Genomic DNA, 16,457 nt, shown 5'->3' on the forward strand with positions numbered 1-16,457 from the left:
GTCTGCCCGGCGGGGACGGGGCGGCCGCGTCTGGCGGGGCAAGGCTCACCGGCGAATTCGCGTTGAATTTGTGTCCCTCCAGTGTTGCGTCGTCTCACCGGCGCAGGATTCGGGCTACCCTCGAAAGCATGCCGGTATGGTCCAGGACGTCCCGCGCGAGCACGGAAACCGTGAGCAGAGTAAACGCGAGCACAGAAAAGAAGGCAGAAGTGTCAGTTGGTCAAGGCCACACCGAGGGCTCGGAGGAGCTCAGGAAATGGCTGTCGGGGCTCAAGCCCGTCACCGGAGCAGACACCATGCTGCGCTTCACCAAGACGCCCGAGGGCTCCATCGACCTGACCCATGCCCATCCCTCCGGACTGGCGCAGCTGATGGCCGGACGGCGCACCCGCCTCTCCACCCTGATCCGTGACCACCAGCAGTACGTCGTCGCCGCGCGGGCTTCCCGCAATCTGCGGTCCAAGATCTTCGAACTCGCCAACGACCGCGGCATCGACGCGGGATACTTCTCTGCGGGCACGGTCGTCTGGACGTCCGCCGTCGGAGGCATACCCCAGCGCGTCTCGGCCCCGGTCATGCTGACCGCCATCTCCCTCACGGTCCGCCCGGGGGAGGACGACTACGAGCTGCAGCTGACGGAACAGGCCAAGATCAACCCTGCCCTGATCAGGCACCTGAAGACCATCCACGGGATCGTGTTCGACGTCAACGCCGTAACCCGCATGGCATACAGCACCGCCCGGTTTGATCCGCAGCCCGTCCTTGACCGCCTCGGCACGCTCATCCAGCCCATCCACGGCGCCGAGGTCGAACACAACCTGCTGGTGTCCACCTTCGCCGACCTGTCCGGAAGCCTCGACGACCCATGGATCAACGACAACCACCCCATCGTCGTGGCGCTGGGCCGCGCGGCCGCCGGCGGGGCGGTGGAGGTTCCCGAGCTCAAGGCCGGTCGGTTCCCGAGCACCGACGAGCGGGATCCCGCCGATGAGCTGCTGCTGCTCGACGCCGACACCGACCAGCAGTACGTCGTCGACGCCGTCCGTGCCGGGGACTCGCTGGTGGTCAGCAGCCCGCCGGGCACCGGCCAGACCCAGACGGCCATCAACACGATCGGCGCCCTGGTCGATCAGGGCAAGACTGTCCTGGTGGTGGGGGACCGGCGTGCCAGCCTGGGCGAAATCTCCGCCCAGCTGGACACCCTGGGGCTGGACTCCACCCTGTTCCAGCTCGCCGGGAACGCCACTCCGCTGCAGCTCAAGGGCCAGCTGGTCCGCGCCATCGTGCGCAACGAGAAATCCCTCGAGCCCCAGCTGAGCAACCTCCACACCACCCTGATCGAGCACCGCCACGCCCTTCGGGACCATGTCGCCTCACTGCACAACGTCCGCCAGCGCTGGGGCTGCTCGCCGTACGAGGCCATGCAGTCGCTGGCCGAGCTGACCTCCATCCAGCCGGCACCCGCCACCACCGTCCGGCTCAAGCGCAGCGTGCTGGACAATATCCGGGACCGCGAGGAGCTTGCCGGCCGCCTTCACCGGGCGGCCGAACTGGGAAGCTTCAGCCGGGCCTCGACAACAAGCCCCTGGCACGGCGCCCGCCTCCTGACCCGCAAGGAAACCCAGGAAGCCCAGCAGGTGGCCCGATCCGTGGCCCGGAAGCTGCCGGAACTGCGCGACCTGATGAACGGCGTCGCCGAACACGCAGAGATCCGCCTGGGCCATTCGTTTGCCGAGTGGGGCGACCAGGTTGAACTGCTGGTCGCGGTCCGCGAAAGCCTCGACAAATTCACCCCGGACATCTTCGACCGTCCGGTCCACGACCTCATCTCCGCCACCGCAGCCTCCTCCTGGCGGCGCGAGCGGAACATCGAGATGCCGTCCATGCAGCGTTCGCGCCTGCGCCGGGTGGCTAAGGAATATGTCCGCCCGGGCGTCCACATCGCCGACCTGCACAGCTCCCTCGTCCTCGTCCAGGAGCAGCGGGCCGCATGGGCCGACTACGCCACGACGCAGCGGCATCCGGCGGTCCCGTCCGGCTTGGGGGAGATCATCGCCCTGTACCGCGAGCTGGAAGCGGAGCTGGCCGAGCTGGGCCAGGCCGTCAGGCACACCGCGGCGGGCGGCGAGTTGCACGGCACGCCCTACGAGGAGCTCATGGAGCGACTGGACCGGCTGGTTGCCGACACCGGAACACTCGAGACCCTGCCCGAGCGGACCCTCCTGGTCGAGAACATGCGCGAGCACGGCCTTGGCGAACTGCTCGCCGACCTTGCCGAGCGCGAGGTTCCCGCCGGATCGGTGGCTGCGGAGCTCGAGCTCGCCTGGTGGCAGTCGGCGCTGGAAGCCATGATCAGCGGGGACGATTACCTGGCCATGTCCGACGGCGACGCCCTGCGCCAGCTCGAAGCGGAATACCGTCTCGCGGACAACGCCCACATCGCCAGTGGCGCGGCCCGGCTGCGCTGGCAACTGGCCGAACGCTGGCGGGTGGCCATCGCGGAGCACCCGCGCCAGGCGGAACTGCTGCGCAGCCTGCTCAAGGACGGCCGGGTAACCCTGTCGGCGCTGACGGGCCAGGCCCCGGAACTGCTGCCCATGCTGGTGCCGGTATGGTCGGTCAGCCCCTATCTCCTGACGGCGGTTTTGCCGGTGGAGCAGAGGTTCGACGCCGTTGTTATCCTCGATGCCGAGGCGACGTCGCTGCAGGCTGTCCTGCCGGCCATCGCCCGCGCCAAACAGGTCATTGCCTTTGGCGACGACCGGATCGCCAGCCCGCGGACCTTCACCGTGGGTGTGGAGCGGCTTGCCGCCGGCGAGAGCTCCCATCAGGGAGTCGAGAGTGCCTACAAGTCATTGTCCGCCGTGTTGCCGGCCTGGAACCTGCGCACCATCTACCGTGCCGTTGACGAAGACCTCGTCCGGCAACTGAGCAAGGGCTTCTACGACGGCGGACTGCGCCGGCTGCCGGAGGGCCAGTCCGCCACCGGGCTGGACCGCGCCCTGACGGTGGAATACCTTCCGGACGGCACGGGTCTGCCCAGCGCGGACCAGGACGGTGTCGAGTCCGTCGTCGCCGAGGTTAACCGGGCGGTGGAGCTTGTCTTCGAACACGCCCGGCTGCGGCCGCGCACGTCGCTGGCCGTCGTCACCGGCAGCCTCCGGCACGCAGCCCGGATCGGGGAGTCCATCCGGCTGCAGCTGCCCAACCACCCGCTGCTGGCCAGTTTCTTCACCGCCGGGGACGAATCCTTCCGCGTGGTGGACCTGGAACGCGCCCAGGGCCTGGTCCGCGATCACGTGATCTTCTCGCCGGGCTACGGACGTACCCCGCACGGGCGTGCGCTCCACAGCCTCGGCCCGCTGTCGGCCGAAGGTGGCCGCGCCAGGTTCGCGCTCGCCATGACACGGGCACGCCGCTCGCTGCACGTGCTCAGCTGCTTCCGTCCCGAGGACCTCGACGTGACCCGGCTCAGTCACGGCGCGGTTGACTTCTACGAGCTGCTGGACCGGGAAATCGCGGGCAACTCCGATCTTGGCAGCCCGGCGTCGCGGGCCGCTGCCAGCGAACAGGCCCTGGGCGCGGACCCGCTCGTGGCGGACCTCGGCGACCGGCTGCGCGCCAGGGGTGCCCGGGTCTGGCACCAGTACGACGGCGCCCTGAACATGGTGGCCGCGGCCGACCCGTTGAGCACCCTCGGCCAGGACGACGCCGAGATTCCCCGGCCCGTGGCAATTGAATCCGACGGCACCGAACAGTACCGCCGGCTGACCGTCCGCGAACGCAGCAGGCTCCGCCCTCAGCTCCTGGAGCGACTCGGGTGGCGGTATATGCCACTATGGACCATAGAGGTCTTCACTGATCCTTCGGCCTGCGCCGACCGTATCGGCGGATACCTGGGCCTGGAAAAGCCGGCCGTGTCGCACCGGAAACAGGCGTCGCCGGGATTCTTCGACGACGACGTCGAGAACCTTGCCGTCAACGAAGCGCAGGCCTCCCAGGGGCGTGCCCCTTCCGAATGGCCGGACAATGCGCAACAGTTGAGAACAGATCAGGGCAGTAAGGAGGCCGGCGGCATGAATGCGGACGGCAAGACCCAGAACAACGGCAACGTCCAGGACGGCGACGTCCGGAACGGCAACGAAGCGCGGGACGGCAGCCGGGAGGACGCACCTCAGCAGTCACCACCGGCTACGGTCCCGGCCGGCGTACTGCCGAACAAGGCCGCGGAAGACGACCCGCGGCGCTGGGGCGACGAACCGGGCGGCTACGACCACGACTCCTGGCTCCAGGAACAGAAGCCACCGCACTGGGGCTAGGTCCTCCGGGCTTGGCGCCGCACCCGGGCCGACACAGGTCCGGCGCAGGCTTCGGGCGAAGCTCCGGCCGGGCGGAGCGGCTAGCCGGGAACGGCCGCGACAAGGACAAAGAACAGCTTTCCCTGCGTTGATGCACCGGCGAGACGTCGCGCCTGATCGGCATCGGCTGCCACCACCAGGAGGCCCTCGGTTTCCCCGGTTGCCAGCCATGGGCCGGACCCGCTGCCATGGCCGGAGGTCCACAGCACTGGAACGGCGGCGGCCAGGACCTGGGAAGCCGCGGGCTGGTCAAAGCTGTTGCCCGTTGTCATGACCACATTGACGAGCTGTCCGGGGGAGAGCAGCTGGATCGAGGCCGGATCCGCCATCCGGAGCGGCACTGCGGCGGATCCCGGAGGGCGCCCCGCCAGCAAGCCGGGCCCCAGGAGCTGGGAATCGGAGAGCAGTTGGCCCTTGCGGAGGGCGACAGCAAGCTGCTTGCCGAGCAGGGATTCGGAGCTGCCGTAGCTGCTTGCCGGAACCAGCGCACGGGGAACGCCCAGGACTACCAGGTCGTCCGCGCTGAGTGTTTCCCCGGCCGGGAGGTCCCTGGCAGCCGCGACGGCGGAGACACTGTAGACCGGGGCCGGAGTCAGTTGTTGCACGGTGAGGCCTGCAGCGATGCACAGCAGCAGTGCCACGGCCAGCCGCCGGTTGCGGCTCAGCCAACGGGCCAGCCGCCGGCGGGGAGGTTGCCGGGCGGGTCTCCGGCCCGCTGGGGAGCGGCTGACCCGGAGAACCCATGAGGGGCGCCACGCGTCACGCCGAAAGAGTCCAAAGGATTCGGCGGGAAGGATCCCTGCGGGCGGGACAGGGCGTGGATGCGTTGCCATAACCTGACCCTACGCATCGGCGTGCCAGCCGGGCCGGTTCAGTGTGGGCTATGTGGATAAAGCGGCCTGACAACGCTGCCGGACAGGCAGCGAACGGCTGTGGAGCCGCAGACCCCGCGGGCCGCTGCTAGCTTGCGGAAGCGGCGGCAGGCGCCGGCGTTGACGCCGGAGCCGGAGCGGGGGAAACAGTGCTGCCCTTGGCGTCGCGGGAGTCGGTCCGGTAGAAGCCGGAACCCTTGAAGACGACGCCGACGCTGTTGAACTTCTTGCGCAGGGTTCCCTGGCACTCCGGGCAGGACGTGAGGGAGTTGTCGGTGAACGACTGCACGATCTCGAAGGCGTGGCTGCAGTCCTTGCAGGCGTATGCATACGTGGGCACTGGAAATCCTCCTCTGGGACAAACGAGCAGGTCCCGTGCCGCCGGGGTCGGGATCCAGGCCGATAAGTCTATCGGCGAAGTCCGTCCCTTAGCAGTCGCAGGGCCTGAGTGCTAATTCTATCACCCCGGCCGCGCGCCCCCGGAAGCCTAACCCTGCAGCTGCACCAGGCCCGTCTGGGTCAGGGCGGCTGCCACTTTCCGGTCGAAGGACTCTGCCGGGATGCTGCCCGCGGGCAGCACCTCGCCGTCATACACGACGGCGGCTGTCGGCAGCGGCGGCATCAATGCGTCGTCGGACGCCGGCGTCCGGGACGGGAGGAGGGCGCTCAACGCCGCCAGGAACGTGTCGTAGTAGCCGCCGCCCTGGCCGATCCGGTTGCCGGTGAAGTCGACGGCGGTGGCCGGCAGGAAGATGCCGTCGGCATGCCGCATGACGGTGGTGTCGTGGCGTTCCCCGACGGGCTCCTGGATCGGCGCGTAACGGCTCCGCGCGGACCTGGAAGCCGGTGTCCAGTACACCCAGCTCAGCGCCAGTCCGGGCTCGCAGACGGGAAGAAGAAGCTGATGCCCTGCCGCATGGAGCGCTGTCAGCAGGGGAAGGGTCGGCGGCTCGGAACCCACGCCGAGGTAGGCGGCGAAGGTGCCGGAACTACCACCGGTCAGACGTGTTGCCCAGGCGAGACCGTGCCGGGCAATGCCCGCCCCGGCGGCCTCCAGCCCGGCCGGCGTCAGTGCCGCGCGCCGGGCCCGGTGGCCTGCCCGGATGTCTTCCTTCGATGCCATGATGCCTCGTTCCTCCGCGCGATCCGGCCCCGGGAAGCGGCGGCTCCTGCCGGCTCGAATGATTACAATGTTGGGTCCCTCCGTTAGATTAGTCGAGTGACTACACCCAACGCTCCCGTCCGCAAGGCCGTCATCCCCGCAGCCGGCCTCGGCACCAGGTTCCTGCCGGCCACCAAAGCCATGCCCAAGGAAATGCTGCCCGTTGTCGACAAGCCGGCCATTCAGTACGTTGTGGAAGAAGCGGTCAAGGTCGGGCTGACCGACATCCTGATGATCACGGGCCGCAACAAGCGCGCCCTGGAGGACCACTTCGACCGCGTCCCCACCCTGGAAGCCACGCTTGAGGCCAAGGGCGACACCGCCAAGCTTGAGTCCATCCAGGCCGCCAGCAACCTGGGCGATATCCATTACGTGCGCCAGGGCGATCCGATGGGCCTCGGCCACGCCGTCCTCCGTGCCAAGCAGCATGTGGGCTATGAGCCGTTTGCGGTCCTACTGGGCGATGACCTGATCGACGCCCGCGACGAACTTCTCAGCACCATGATCGAGGTCCAGGCGAAGACCGGCGGATCGGTCGTTGCCCTGATCGAGGTTGAGCCTTCCGAAATCAGTGCCTACGGTTGTGCCGACATCGACGCGATAGCGGGCAAAGAGTATGTCCGGATCAACCACCTGGTCGAGAAGCCTGACGTCAAAGATGCCCCGTCGAATCTCGCGATCATCGGCCGCTACATCCTCCACCCGGCGGTCTTCGAAGTGCTGGAGCACACCGAGCCGGGACGCGGCGGCGAAATCCAGCTCACCGACGCGCTGCAGGAACTCGCCTCCGGTGACGGCGAAGGCTACGGCGTCTACGGCGTGGTCTTCCGCGGCCGCCGCTACGATACCGGCGACAAGCTCAGCTACCTTAAGGCCTGTGTCCAGCTCGCCTGCGACAGTGACGACCTCGGTCCCGGCCTGCGGGAATGGCTGCCGGGCTTCGCCGCGAGCCTGGCTCCCAGCCTGATCAAGTAGCTCCGGTGGGGGGCAGCTTCCAGTGGCCGGTGACGCTTGAAAGCGGCGACCTTGTGTTGCGCCCGATCCGGTACCGGGACCGCAAGGAGTGGACCGAGGTCCGCTCCCGCAACAGCGAGTGGCTGGCCCCCTGGGAAGCGTCCAACCCCGTTCCCGGGGGCGGCCTTCCCGACTACCGCCAGATGGTGCGGTCCCTCAAGGCCCAGGCCGCCCAGGGGACCGCCCTGCCGTTTCTCATCACCGCATGGACCCCGGGCTTCCGGGAGCCGGTGATCGTCGGACAACTCACGGTGTCCTCGATTTTGTGGGGCTCTGCCATGATGGCGACGCTGGGTTACTGGGTGGACAAGGACCGGGCCGGCCAGGGCATCGCCCCCACCGCTGTGGCGTTGGTGACGGACTATTGCTTCCAGGCGCTTGGGCTGCACCGGATGGAAATCAACATCCGTCCCGAAAACGCGCCCAGCCTGCGGGTTGTCGAGAAGCTGGGCTTCCGCGACGAAGGCTACCGCCCGCGGTTCCTGCACATTAACGGCGAATGGGCGGACCACCGGAGCTTCGCACTGACCTCCGAGGAAGTGCCCGGGGGGCTCCTGGAACGCTGGCAACACGGCGGGCCTGCCTGATCGGCCAGCCCCCACCTGACCAGCCGTTACGTCCTAAATCCAGTCAATTGCGAGTTCCCCCGCGACACACCGGGGACAATGCGGCTCCGTACCTCGCATTGCTCATACGGTTTTGATGTGGACTTCCCTCTTAGCAGCTCTGTGATCCTTGTCATTGCTGTTGCGCTCTGGATTGTGTGGGTTGCCCCCTACATGCTCCGGAACGGACGCCACCAGCTGCAGCCTGCGGGCGAGCTCGTGGCGGACACCATCGATCTAGAAACAGCAGCCCCGCAAGCCGGGAACGTCATGCAGATGGCGTCCCAGCAGGAGAAACCCATGACCAGTATCCAGCGCACCGACTCCTTCCCGGGAACTCCCGGGCTCGACGGCGGCCCCAAGAGCGGCCCCTCCGGTCCGGCTTTCAGAATCCCCTACGGGCGCTTGGCCCTGGCGCTGGCCGGTCTGCTCTCGCTGCTCACCGGCGTTGTGTCCGCGGCCCTGCGGATCTTCGGCCTCGGTTCACCCTGGCTGCCGTTCGTTGCACTGTCCGGCGCCGTCGCCGCGGTCTTTATGCTCCGCTGGCTCGCCGTCCGGGACCGCCGCCGCAAGATGAACGCCGCGTTCCGCGCGGCCATGACTGCCCCGGCACGCCCGGCCCGGTCCGCCCCGGCGCGGACCCCGCTGCAGCAGCCGGCGGGGGAGCCCCGCGAACGGACCGAGAGTCCGCTGTTTGACGCCCAGGCCGACGCCGCAGAACGCAAACCGGCGCCCAAGCCCCTGACCGCCCAGGAACTCCGCCAGGCGGCCCTGGCGGAAGCCGCGGCCTCGGGCGACACGTCCGTCCGCCGTACCGCTGATCCCCAGGCCGCTGAAGGATCCAGTTGGGAACCGGTGGAGGTCCCCAAGCCCACCTATGTGGAGGCGCCAAAGGCCGAGCGGGCCGCCCCTGAGCCGCTCGATCTTCCGGAAGCCCCGAAGGCCGTGGGAAAGCCGTCGCTCAAGCAGGGCCTCCCGCAGGCGCCGGCCGCCAGCCCCGGCGCGGATGCCGAGCCGAAGCCCCTCGGCAAGGCGCAGAGTGCCCTGAGCAACCTGGACGATGTCCTGCAGCGACGCCGGGCCTGAGCTACATCGTTCAAGCCCCGGGCAGCCAGCACTGGCCGCCCGGGGCTTTGCTGTGCCCGGCGGATCAATAACCAGTGGGCCCAAGGCGGCCACGAACCGGACGCGGACCGGTAGCCTCAGGGCATGACACGAATTTGCGTTGCCGGGGGAACCGGCCAGGTGGGCCGTGAAGTGGTTCGACAGGCTCTCGCGGGCGGCCACGGGGTCGCAGTGCTCTGCAGGACTCCGCCTCCCCCCGGGGCAGCGGCCCGGACCGACGGCGCGGAGTACTTCCGTGCCGATGTCACCACCGGCGAGGGGCTGGCAGCGGCGCTGGCCGGCGCCGACGTCGTGATCGACTGCCTGGAGGGGCGCTCCGGGACGGCCCTGAAGAACTTCGCCGACGGCGGCGCCCGGCTGCTTGCCTCCGCCCAGGACGCCGGTGTGGCCAAGGCAGTCGTGCTTTCCATCGTCAATTGCGACCGCAGCAGCTTCCGTTACTACGCCTCGAAAGCAGCCAGAGAACTGGTCTACGAGCGGTCCGGACTGGAGACCGTCGCGCTCAGGGCGACGCAGTTCCACTCGCTCCTCGCGACGACCTTCGCTGCGGGTTCGAAACTGCGGATCATCCCGGTGGTCAAGGGCGCCCGGTTCCAGCCGATCGCCCCCGCCGACGTCGCGGGTGTGCTGCTCGAGGAGGCGCTGGCGCCGGCGCCGGGCCTCCGGCACAGCGTGAAGACCATCGGCGGCCCCGAAGTTCAGGGCATGGGGGAGCTCGCCCGGCAATGGAAGGCGGCCACCGGCTCCCGTGGACGCCTGGTGACCATCCCGCTGCCCGGAGCGATGGGCAAATACCTGCGAGCGGGGCTCAACCTGGTGCCGGAGGAACGCCACGCCGGTGAGACATTCAGCGGCTGGCTGGCAAAGGACGCCGATAGTTTGTAGCCTAGGGACACCGGCAACGCCGTTCCTTCGGGACCGGCGTTGCTTCGGGGCTATAGCTCAGTTGGTAGAGCGCTTCGTTCGCATCGAAGAGGTCAGGAGTTCGAATCTCCTTAGCTCCACAGTTTGCAGGGGTTTTTGAACCCTTGAGTGCGTGGAATAGACAACCGGTTGGCCGGTTCATCGGCCCGAGGGTGCCTGCTGGTTCTTGTGAATCTCGCGATGTATCGTTGACTATCGTTGTATATCGTTCGCGATTCACAGAGGAGTGCATGATGCGTAATTCATACCCGGCAGGTGGATTTCGCGGCAGCAACGTCGACGGCATGTGGCAGGCCGTTGAGGAGCTGCGCTCAAGGTTTGAGAAGCGCTCCGGCACCCGCGCGGGCCGGGGCGAGGTGCGGTCGGCAGTGCTGGCACTGCTCGCGGAGCGGCCCATGCACGGCTACCAGATCATCCGTGAAATCGAGGAGCGCAGCGGTGGCAGCTGGAAGCCCAGCGCCGGCTCTGTCTACCCCACGCTGCAGCTGCTGGCCGATGAAGGGTTCATCAGTGCCGAGGAATCCAACGGCCGCAAGATCTACTCGCTGACGGAAGCAGGCCGGGAAGATGTGGCGGGTGCTGACACGTCAGCGCCCTGGGAGTCACCGGGACCGGCGTCAGGCACCGGGTTCGGGGCGCTGCCCAAGGCCGGCGTCGAGCTCGCGCACGCCGCGTCCCAGGTGGGGCGCACCGGCACGCGGGAGCAGGTGCAGGAGGCCGTGACGGTGCTCGACGTCGCACGCCGCCGGCTATACGCGATCCTCGCCCGGGACTGACGGGGTGACGTCGGTCCGTCGGGACCGGGCAGATCCGGTACCCGGCGCCGGGGACACCCGTGCCCGTTACCGTCGCATCCTGCGCTTCGCCGCGTGGCATCTCGCGGTGACCTGGTGGTTTGAGCTGTTCCTCCCTCGCGTCGGGCTGGCCAGGATTGCCGAGCGCACCAGGGCGAAGAGGATGCGGCGCTTCGCGCAGCGCTTCCATGATCTCGCGGTGGAACTCGGCGGCCTCATGATCAAAGTCGGTCAGTTCCTGTCCTCCAGGCTCGACGTGCTTCCGCCCGAGATCACCAAGGAACTTGAGGGACTGCAGGACGAGGTGCCCCCGGTTTCGTTCTCCGCGATCCGAACCCTTGCCGAGGCGGAGCTGGGTGCGCCGCTGGATGAGTTGTTCGCCTCGGTCGAGGAGGCGCCCATCGCAGCAGCATCCCTCGGGCAGGCCCACCGGGCGAGGCTTCGACCGGGCGACGCCGCGGACACCGGGTTGGACAAAGTGGTGCTGAAGGTACAGCGGCCGGGCATCAACGCCATTGTCGACGTCGACCTGGCGGCCCTGCGCAAAGTGGGCGGCTGGCTCAGCCATGTGCGCCTTGTGTCCGATCGTGCCAACATGCCCGCCCTGGTCGAAGAGTTTGCGCAGACCAGTCTTGAGGAGATCGACTACCTTCATGAGGCGGCGAATTCGGGGCGGTTCGCTGCTGACTTCGCCGACGACGACCGGGTGGCTGTGCCCGATGTCGTCTGGGAGCGGAGCACCCGCCGCGTGCTCACCCTCGAAGATGTCACGGCGATTAAGATCACGGACTCGGAGGCGCTTCTCGCGGCGGGCATCGACCCGGCTCAGGTTGCCCCGGTTTTCGCGTCGGTCATGTTCGACCAGATGATCACGAACGGCTTTTTTCACGCCGATCCGCACCCGGGAAATATCTTCGTCACTCCGGTTACCGATTCATCCACAGAGCGCCCCTGGAAGCTGACGTTTATCGACTTCGGCATGATGGGCGAGATTCCGGCGAGCACGCGCAGCGGCCTGCGGAAGCTGCTCATCGCGGCCGCTTCGCGTGACGGTAAGGGGTTGATGACCGCGATCAGCGACGTGGGGGTGTTGGTGCCCACGGCCGACACGGTCGAGCTTGAACGGGCGATGACGCACCTCTTCGCCCGGTTTGGCGGGATGGGCTTCGCCGAGCTTCGCGAGGTGGACCCGCGGGAGTTCCGTGATTTTGCGGTTGAGTTTGGTGACGTGGTCCGCTCGCTGCCGTTCCAGTTGCCGGAGAACTTCCTGCTCCTCATCCGGGCGATGTCACTGACGTCGGGTGTGTGCAGCTCGCTGGACGCCCGGTTCAATCTGTGGGACTCGGTCGAACCCTACGCGGGACAGTTGCTGCGCGACGAGCGCGGCAACATCGCGCAGGACGTGGCCCAGCAGGCGCTCGATGCCGCCGGACTGGCCCTGGGTCTGCCGAAACGTCTGGATGGGCTTCTCACCCGGCTCGAGGACGGTTCGCTGTCGGTCACCAATCCGCGCCTCGAACGGCAGGTGGGCCGGCTTGACCGCACGGCGCAGCGATCGGCATCGGCACTGGTATTCGGCGCCCTGCTCATCGCAGGGTCTGTGGTCAGGGCGGACGACATGGTGCTCGGCAGCGTGCTGATGATCGCGTCGGTGGTTCCGCTGATGCAGGGGCTGTGGGCAGGGCGCAGCGGCCTCTGAGTGAGCAGGCGACTCCGTTTTCGCGCGTGTTCCGCCGCACCGGCCCGATCCTCAACATCCGGCGAATACGACGAAATGTGCGGCTGCTTCCCGCCCGACCTCCGATTCCTGTGCCATGGTGAGATCCAGCGTCCCGCCTTCGCATTGGCTGGCGGGCGAAACACCCCCCGATACGGAGGACTTGTGAAGACCACCCACCCCGCCGACACCGCCCAGGCCCGCGCGCGCCGCGGAACAAAGCTGGCCGTTGTGGCCGCTGCCGCCCTGGCCGGGTTGCTCGCCGTTTCCGGCTGCGCTGGACCGGCTTCGTTCGCCGCTGAACGCGCGGCGGACACCACGCCGGCCGCGACCGGCTGGCTGCACACGGACGGCGGGGCCATCAAGGATTCCAACAACAACCAGTACACGATCAAGGCCACGTCCTGGTTCGGACTCGAGACTCCGGACTGTGTCCCGCACGGGCTTTGGGGGACACTCACGATCGACGAGGCCCTGGCCAACATCAAGTCGATGGGCTTCAACACCGTGCGCCTGCCTTTCTCCAACGAGTGCCTGGCCGCGACGACCATCAAGGGCAGCGTGAACTACTGGGCGAACCGGGCCTACAACCTCGAGGGCAAGCGCCCGCTGGACGTCATGGACACGGTCATTGCCCGGGCCAAGGCCAACGGCCTGCAGATCATCCTGGATCGCCACCGCCCGAGTTCCGCCGACCAGTCGCCGCTCTGGTACACGTCCGCCGTCCCGGAGACGAAGTGGATCTCCGACTGGAAGATGCTTGCCGACCGGTACAAGGGCGACCCGACGGTCATCGGCGCCGACCTGCACAACGAGCCCGCGGGAGCGGCCACCTGGGGGCGCGGCACCGCAGCCACCGACTGGCAGGCAGCCGCCACGCGCGGCGGCAACGCCGTCCTGGCCTCCAACCCGAACCTGTTGATCATCGTCGAAGGCATCGAAAACCAGGGCGACGGGACCTCCACCTGGTGGGGCGGCGGCCTCGCCGACGTCGGCGCAAAACCCGTTGTCCTCAGCACCCCCGGCAGGGTCGTGTATTCGCCGCACGACTACCCGGCATCGCTCTACGGCCAGAAGTGGTTCAGCGACACGGCCTACCCGGCGAACCTCCCGTCCGTCTGGGACAAGAACTGGGGCTACATCCAGAAGCAGGGCATCGCCCCGATCCTGCTCGGCGAATTCGGCTCTGCCCTGGCCACCGAATCTGACAAGCAGTGGATGACGTCGATCGTCTCGTACCTCGGCACCAACAAGATGAGCTACGCGTACTGGGCGTTCAACCCCAACTCCGGCGTCACCGGCGGACTCGTGAAGACGGACTGGCGGACACCCGAAGCCGGGAAGCTCGCTGCGCTGGCACCCATCCTGACCGGCGTCCCGGTCGTCAACGTGCCGGTTCCGTCTCCGACCGCGTCGCCGACCACTACAGCCACGCCGACAGCGACGGCGGCACCCACCGCGGCACCCACGGCCACGGCCAGTCCTGCCCCCACGGCCACTCCGACTCCGACTCCGTCGCCGACGGCCACGGCCCCGGCCGGTGACCCGGCAATCAGCGCGACGTGGAAAGCCACCAGCGCGTGGACCGGCGGATACGTGGCCAGCATGGAAGCCACGGGCCTGCGCAAGGCGTCCACCTGGTCGGTCTCCTGGCCGGATCCCAATGTCACCAGGGTGGTCAATTCCTGGGGCGTGAAATGCACGATCGTCCCGAAGTATTCGGTTACCTGCACGGGCTCTGACTGGGCCGCGACCATCCTCCCCGGACAGAAGCGGACCGCTGGCGTGCAGCTCGACTCGCTGAAGGCCCCGGTCAACCCGGTCCTCACGCTCAAGTAGTCATCAAACACCCCGAGGGCCCGGTGCTGCCGGGCCCTCGGGGCTCGTGACGACCGGCGGATTACCCCGGCCGCGTAGCCCGATATCCTGTCCAGTGAGACGAGGAGAATCATGACCACCCTGAAAGAACGCCTGCACGCCGACGTCGTCGGCCACATGAAGGACCGCAACAAGGTCGCGCTCACTACGGTGCGCAACGTCCTGGGCGAAATCGAAACCCGCGAGAAGTCCGGCAAAACCCCGATCGTGCTGGACGACGCCCAAGTGACATCCCTGCTGCAGAAGGAAGCCGCGAAGCGGCGCGATACCGCCCGCATCTACACCGAGGCGGGGGAGCCCGAGCGGGCCGCAGCGGAAATCGCTGAAGCCGAAATCATCGAGGCGTACCTGCCGAAGGCACTCACCGCAGCCGAAGTGGAGGCGATCGTCGACGAGGTCATCGGTTCCCTCACCGCCGACGGAACCGAACTGACCATACGCCAGCTGGGCGCGGTGATGAAGCCGGTCACCGCCAAGGTCGCCGGACGCTTTGACGGCAAGGCCGTCAGTGAGATTGTGCGCAGCCGCATTCCGCAGTGACCGTGCGTGCCCGGGTCCTAAATTCGAGGCCCGGGCCCGGTGGCGGAGGGCTGCCGGCACCCGCCTGTATCCTGAGAAGGTACGTCGAATGGCGGTATCTGCCATTTCAAGCGCGTTTCGTGACCGGACGACCGTCCAAACCCTGGACCGAATCCCAGGGTGTCACGGAGTCCCGCCGCACACGTCAGTCTCCGATCCGCCCCTCGGACTCTGGGATTGGAACTCTTATCACTACCGCCGTGCCTGGCCGTCGCCAGGCAACCCCGACGCCGGCCCGCAAACCCCCGCAGGCAGCCGCGGTGGCTGACACGGCCGTCGTAGCGTGGACCGAAGCCGGCCACAGCAAGACGGCGCGATGGCGCTCGGCCAACGGAAGACCCGCGCCCGCGCGCATCGAAGTGGTCACCAATTCCCTGACAGCCGATGAGGCGAACCGGATGGCGTCACAGGGCATCGCGATGCTCTGGCAAGGTGACTTCCACAATGCACGGCAGATCCTCAACGCCCTGGACCGGCGGGTGGGCGCCGGCACAAAGAAGGCCCCTGGCACGCCGGCTGACGAGTTCTACCGCCACCGCCAGTCCCGCTCGCACCGGGCGCGCATCCTCGGCTTGCTGCTGATTCCGGTTGATCCAGGCCCGGTGGTGCCCCTGCGGCGGTCGCCGGACATCCAGGCGGCCGCCGCAGAAGCGTACGGCGAAATCAGCGAACCGTCGGTTGTCTCGCTCCATGAGCTCGTCGGGGCCATCGGCGCCCACGAGTGGCGGCGGAACGGCGTCCACGTCGAGGCCCTGCAGGGCCGCATCCATCCGCACTACGGCACGTTCTTCCCGACCCGCAGCGAGTACGTTGACCTGGTGGCCGCCGCACCGCTGCCATCCGACACGCTTGCGTTCGACGTCGGAACCGGCACCGGCGTCCTCGCTGCCGTTCTCGCCCGCCGGGGCGTCCAACGCGTCGTGGCGACAGACAACGAACCGCGCGCGATTGCCTGCGCCGGTGAGAATTTCCGCAATCTGGGGGTCCAGGACCGTGCGGAGGCTGTCCTGGCCGACATGTTCCCGCCCGGCCGTGCACCGCTCATTGTGTGCAACCCGCCGTGGATTCCGGCCACCCCGCATTCATCCCTGGACAATGCCGTCTACGATCCCGGCAGCCGGATGCTGTTCCGTTTCCTGGACGAACTCTCCGACCACCTGGAGCCCGGCGGTGAGGGGTGGCTGGTCCTCTCCGACCTGGCCGAGCACCTGGGACTGCGGTCCCGTGCCGAGCTCCTGGACGCCATCGGGGCGGCCGGGCTGAAGGTGATGGAACGGTTCGACACCAGGCCGACCCATCCCAAGGCATCCGACCGCAACGATCCTTTGTTCGAGGCCCGCTCGGCTGAAGTCACCTCGCTGTGGCGGCTCGCAGTCCGTTAGTGCCACGCTCCGCCACGCGCGCAGTTGCCGTTCCGAATCCTTCCCTG

General features: G+C 67.9%; 13 protein-coding genes and 1 tRNA gene. 11 read left to right on the forward strand and 3 right to left on the reverse strand.

Translation table 11 applies throughout. The features are described 5' to 3' along the window. Positions 1–209 precede the first annotated feature (209 nt). Positions 210–4,319, forward strand: a complete 4,110-nt coding sequence (locus tag GXK59_RS03580; protein ID WP_202129052.1) for an AAA family ATPase — start codon at positions 210–212, stop codon at positions 4,317–4,319. Between the two features lie 80 nt (positions 4,320–4,399). On the opposite strand, the gene GXK59_RS03585 is transcribed toward GXK59_RS03580, so the two are convergent. The 3 genes from GXK59_RS03585 to GXK59_RS03595 form a co-directional block, all read right to left on the reverse strand. Beyond that, complete coding sequence (locus GXK59_RS03585) at positions 4,400–5,191, reverse strand: RcpC/CpaB family pilus assembly protein (protein ID WP_160664435.1); 792 nt, start codon at positions 5,189–5,191, stop codon at positions 4,400–4,402. 127 nt (positions 5,192–5,318) lie between these two features. Next, on the reverse strand, positions 5,319–5,570 hold the full coding sequence (locus tag GXK59_RS03590; protein WP_160664437.1) for an FmdB family zinc ribbon protein: 252 nt from the start codon (positions 5,568–5,570) through the stop codon (positions 5,319–5,321). A 147-nt stretch (positions 5,571–5,717) separates the two neighbouring features. Next, positions 5,718–6,353, reverse strand: a complete 636-nt coding sequence (locus tag GXK59_RS03595) for a 5-formyltetrahydrofolate cyclo-ligase (protein ID WP_160664439.1) — start codon at positions 6,351–6,353, stop codon at positions 5,718–5,720. Between the two features lie 96 nt (positions 6,354–6,449). On the opposite strand from GXK59_RS03595, the gene galU reads away from it, so the two are divergent. The 10 genes from galU (at position 6,450) to GXK59_RS03645 (ending at position 16,410) form a co-directional block, all read left to right on the forward strand. Continuing rightward, positions 6,450–7,367 (forward strand): UTP--glucose-1-phosphate uridylyltransferase GalU, encoded by a 918-nt coding sequence (galU, locus tag GXK59_RS03600; RefSeq protein WP_160664441.1) that lies wholly within the window; start codon positions 6,450–6,452, stop codon positions 7,365–7,367. A 5-nt stretch (positions 7,368–7,372) separates the two neighbouring features. Then, a complete protein-coding gene (locus GXK59_RS03605) occupies positions 7,373–7,993 on the forward strand; it encodes a GNAT family N-acetyltransferase (protein WP_160664443.1) in 621 nt (206 codons plus the stop codon). 117 nt (positions 7,994–8,110) lie between these two features. After that, complete coding sequence (locus tag GXK59_RS03610) at positions 8,111–9,097, forward strand: hypothetical protein (protein ID WP_237393774.1); 987 nt, start codon at positions 8,111–8,113, stop codon at positions 9,095–9,097. Positions 9,098–9,220: 123 nt separating this feature from the next. Further along, complete coding sequence (locus GXK59_RS03615; RefSeq protein ID WP_160664445.1) at positions 9,221–10,021, forward strand: SDR family oxidoreductase; 801 nt, start codon at positions 9,221–9,223, stop codon at positions 10,019–10,021. 46 nt (positions 10,022–10,067) lie between these two features. Next, positions 10,068–10,140: transfer RNA gene (locus GXK59_RS03620), tRNA-Ala, on the forward strand. A gap of 153 nt (positions 10,141–10,293) precedes the next feature. Continuing rightward, positions 10,294–10,836, forward strand: a complete 543-nt coding sequence (locus GXK59_RS03625) for a PadR family transcriptional regulator (protein WP_160668966.1) — start codon at positions 10,294–10,296, stop codon at positions 10,834–10,836. A 4-nt stretch (positions 10,837–10,840) separates the two neighbouring features. Further along, positions 10,841–12,553 (forward strand): ABC1 kinase family protein, encoded by a 1,713-nt coding sequence (locus GXK59_RS03630; RefSeq protein WP_160664447.1) that lies wholly within the window; start codon positions 10,841–10,843, stop codon positions 12,551–12,553. 183 nt (positions 12,554–12,736) lie between these two features. Next, a complete protein-coding gene (locus GXK59_RS03635; protein WP_237393775.1) occupies positions 12,737–14,410 on the forward strand; it encodes a cellulase family glycosylhydrolase in 1,674 nt (557 codons plus the stop codon). 111 nt (positions 14,411–14,521) lie between these two features. Next, positions 14,522–14,989, forward strand: a complete 468-nt coding sequence (locus GXK59_RS03640; RefSeq protein ID WP_160664451.1) for a GatB/YqeY domain-containing protein — start codon at positions 14,522–14,524, stop codon at positions 14,987–14,989. Between the two features lie 299 nt (positions 14,990–15,288). Next, complete coding sequence (locus GXK59_RS03645; RefSeq protein ID WP_160668967.1) at positions 15,289–16,410, forward strand: N5-glutamine methyltransferase family protein; 1,122 nt, start codon at positions 15,289–15,291, stop codon at positions 16,408–16,410. The last annotated feature ends 47 nt before the right edge of the window (positions 16,411–16,457 follow it).

The organism is Pseudarthrobacter sp. ATCC 49987 (assembly GCF_009928425.1).
Taxonomy (GTDB): domain Bacteria; phylum Actinomycetota; class Actinomycetes; order Actinomycetales; family Micrococcaceae; genus Arthrobacter.

Coding starts and splice junctions, on each gene's coding strand:
- GXK59_RS03585 (WP_160664435.1), bottom strand. CDS start 5,191: ATGGCAACGCATCCACGCCCTGTCCCGCCCGCAGGGATCCTTCCCGCC.
- GXK59_RS03595 (WP_160664439.1), bottom strand. CDS start 6,353: ATGGCATCGAAGGAAGACATCCGGGCAGGCCACCGGGCCCGGCGCGCG.
- GXK59_RS03615 (WP_160664445.1), top strand. CDS start 9,221: ATGACACGAATTTGCGTTGCCGGGGGAACCGGCCAGGTGGGCCGTGAA.
- GXK59_RS03625 (WP_160668966.1), top strand. CDS start 10,294: ATGCGTAATTCATACCCGGCAGGTGGATTTCGCGGCAGCAACGTCGAC.
- GXK59_RS03640 (WP_160664451.1), top strand. CDS start 14,522: ATGACCACCCTGAAAGAACGCCTGCACGCCGACGTCGTCGGCCACATG.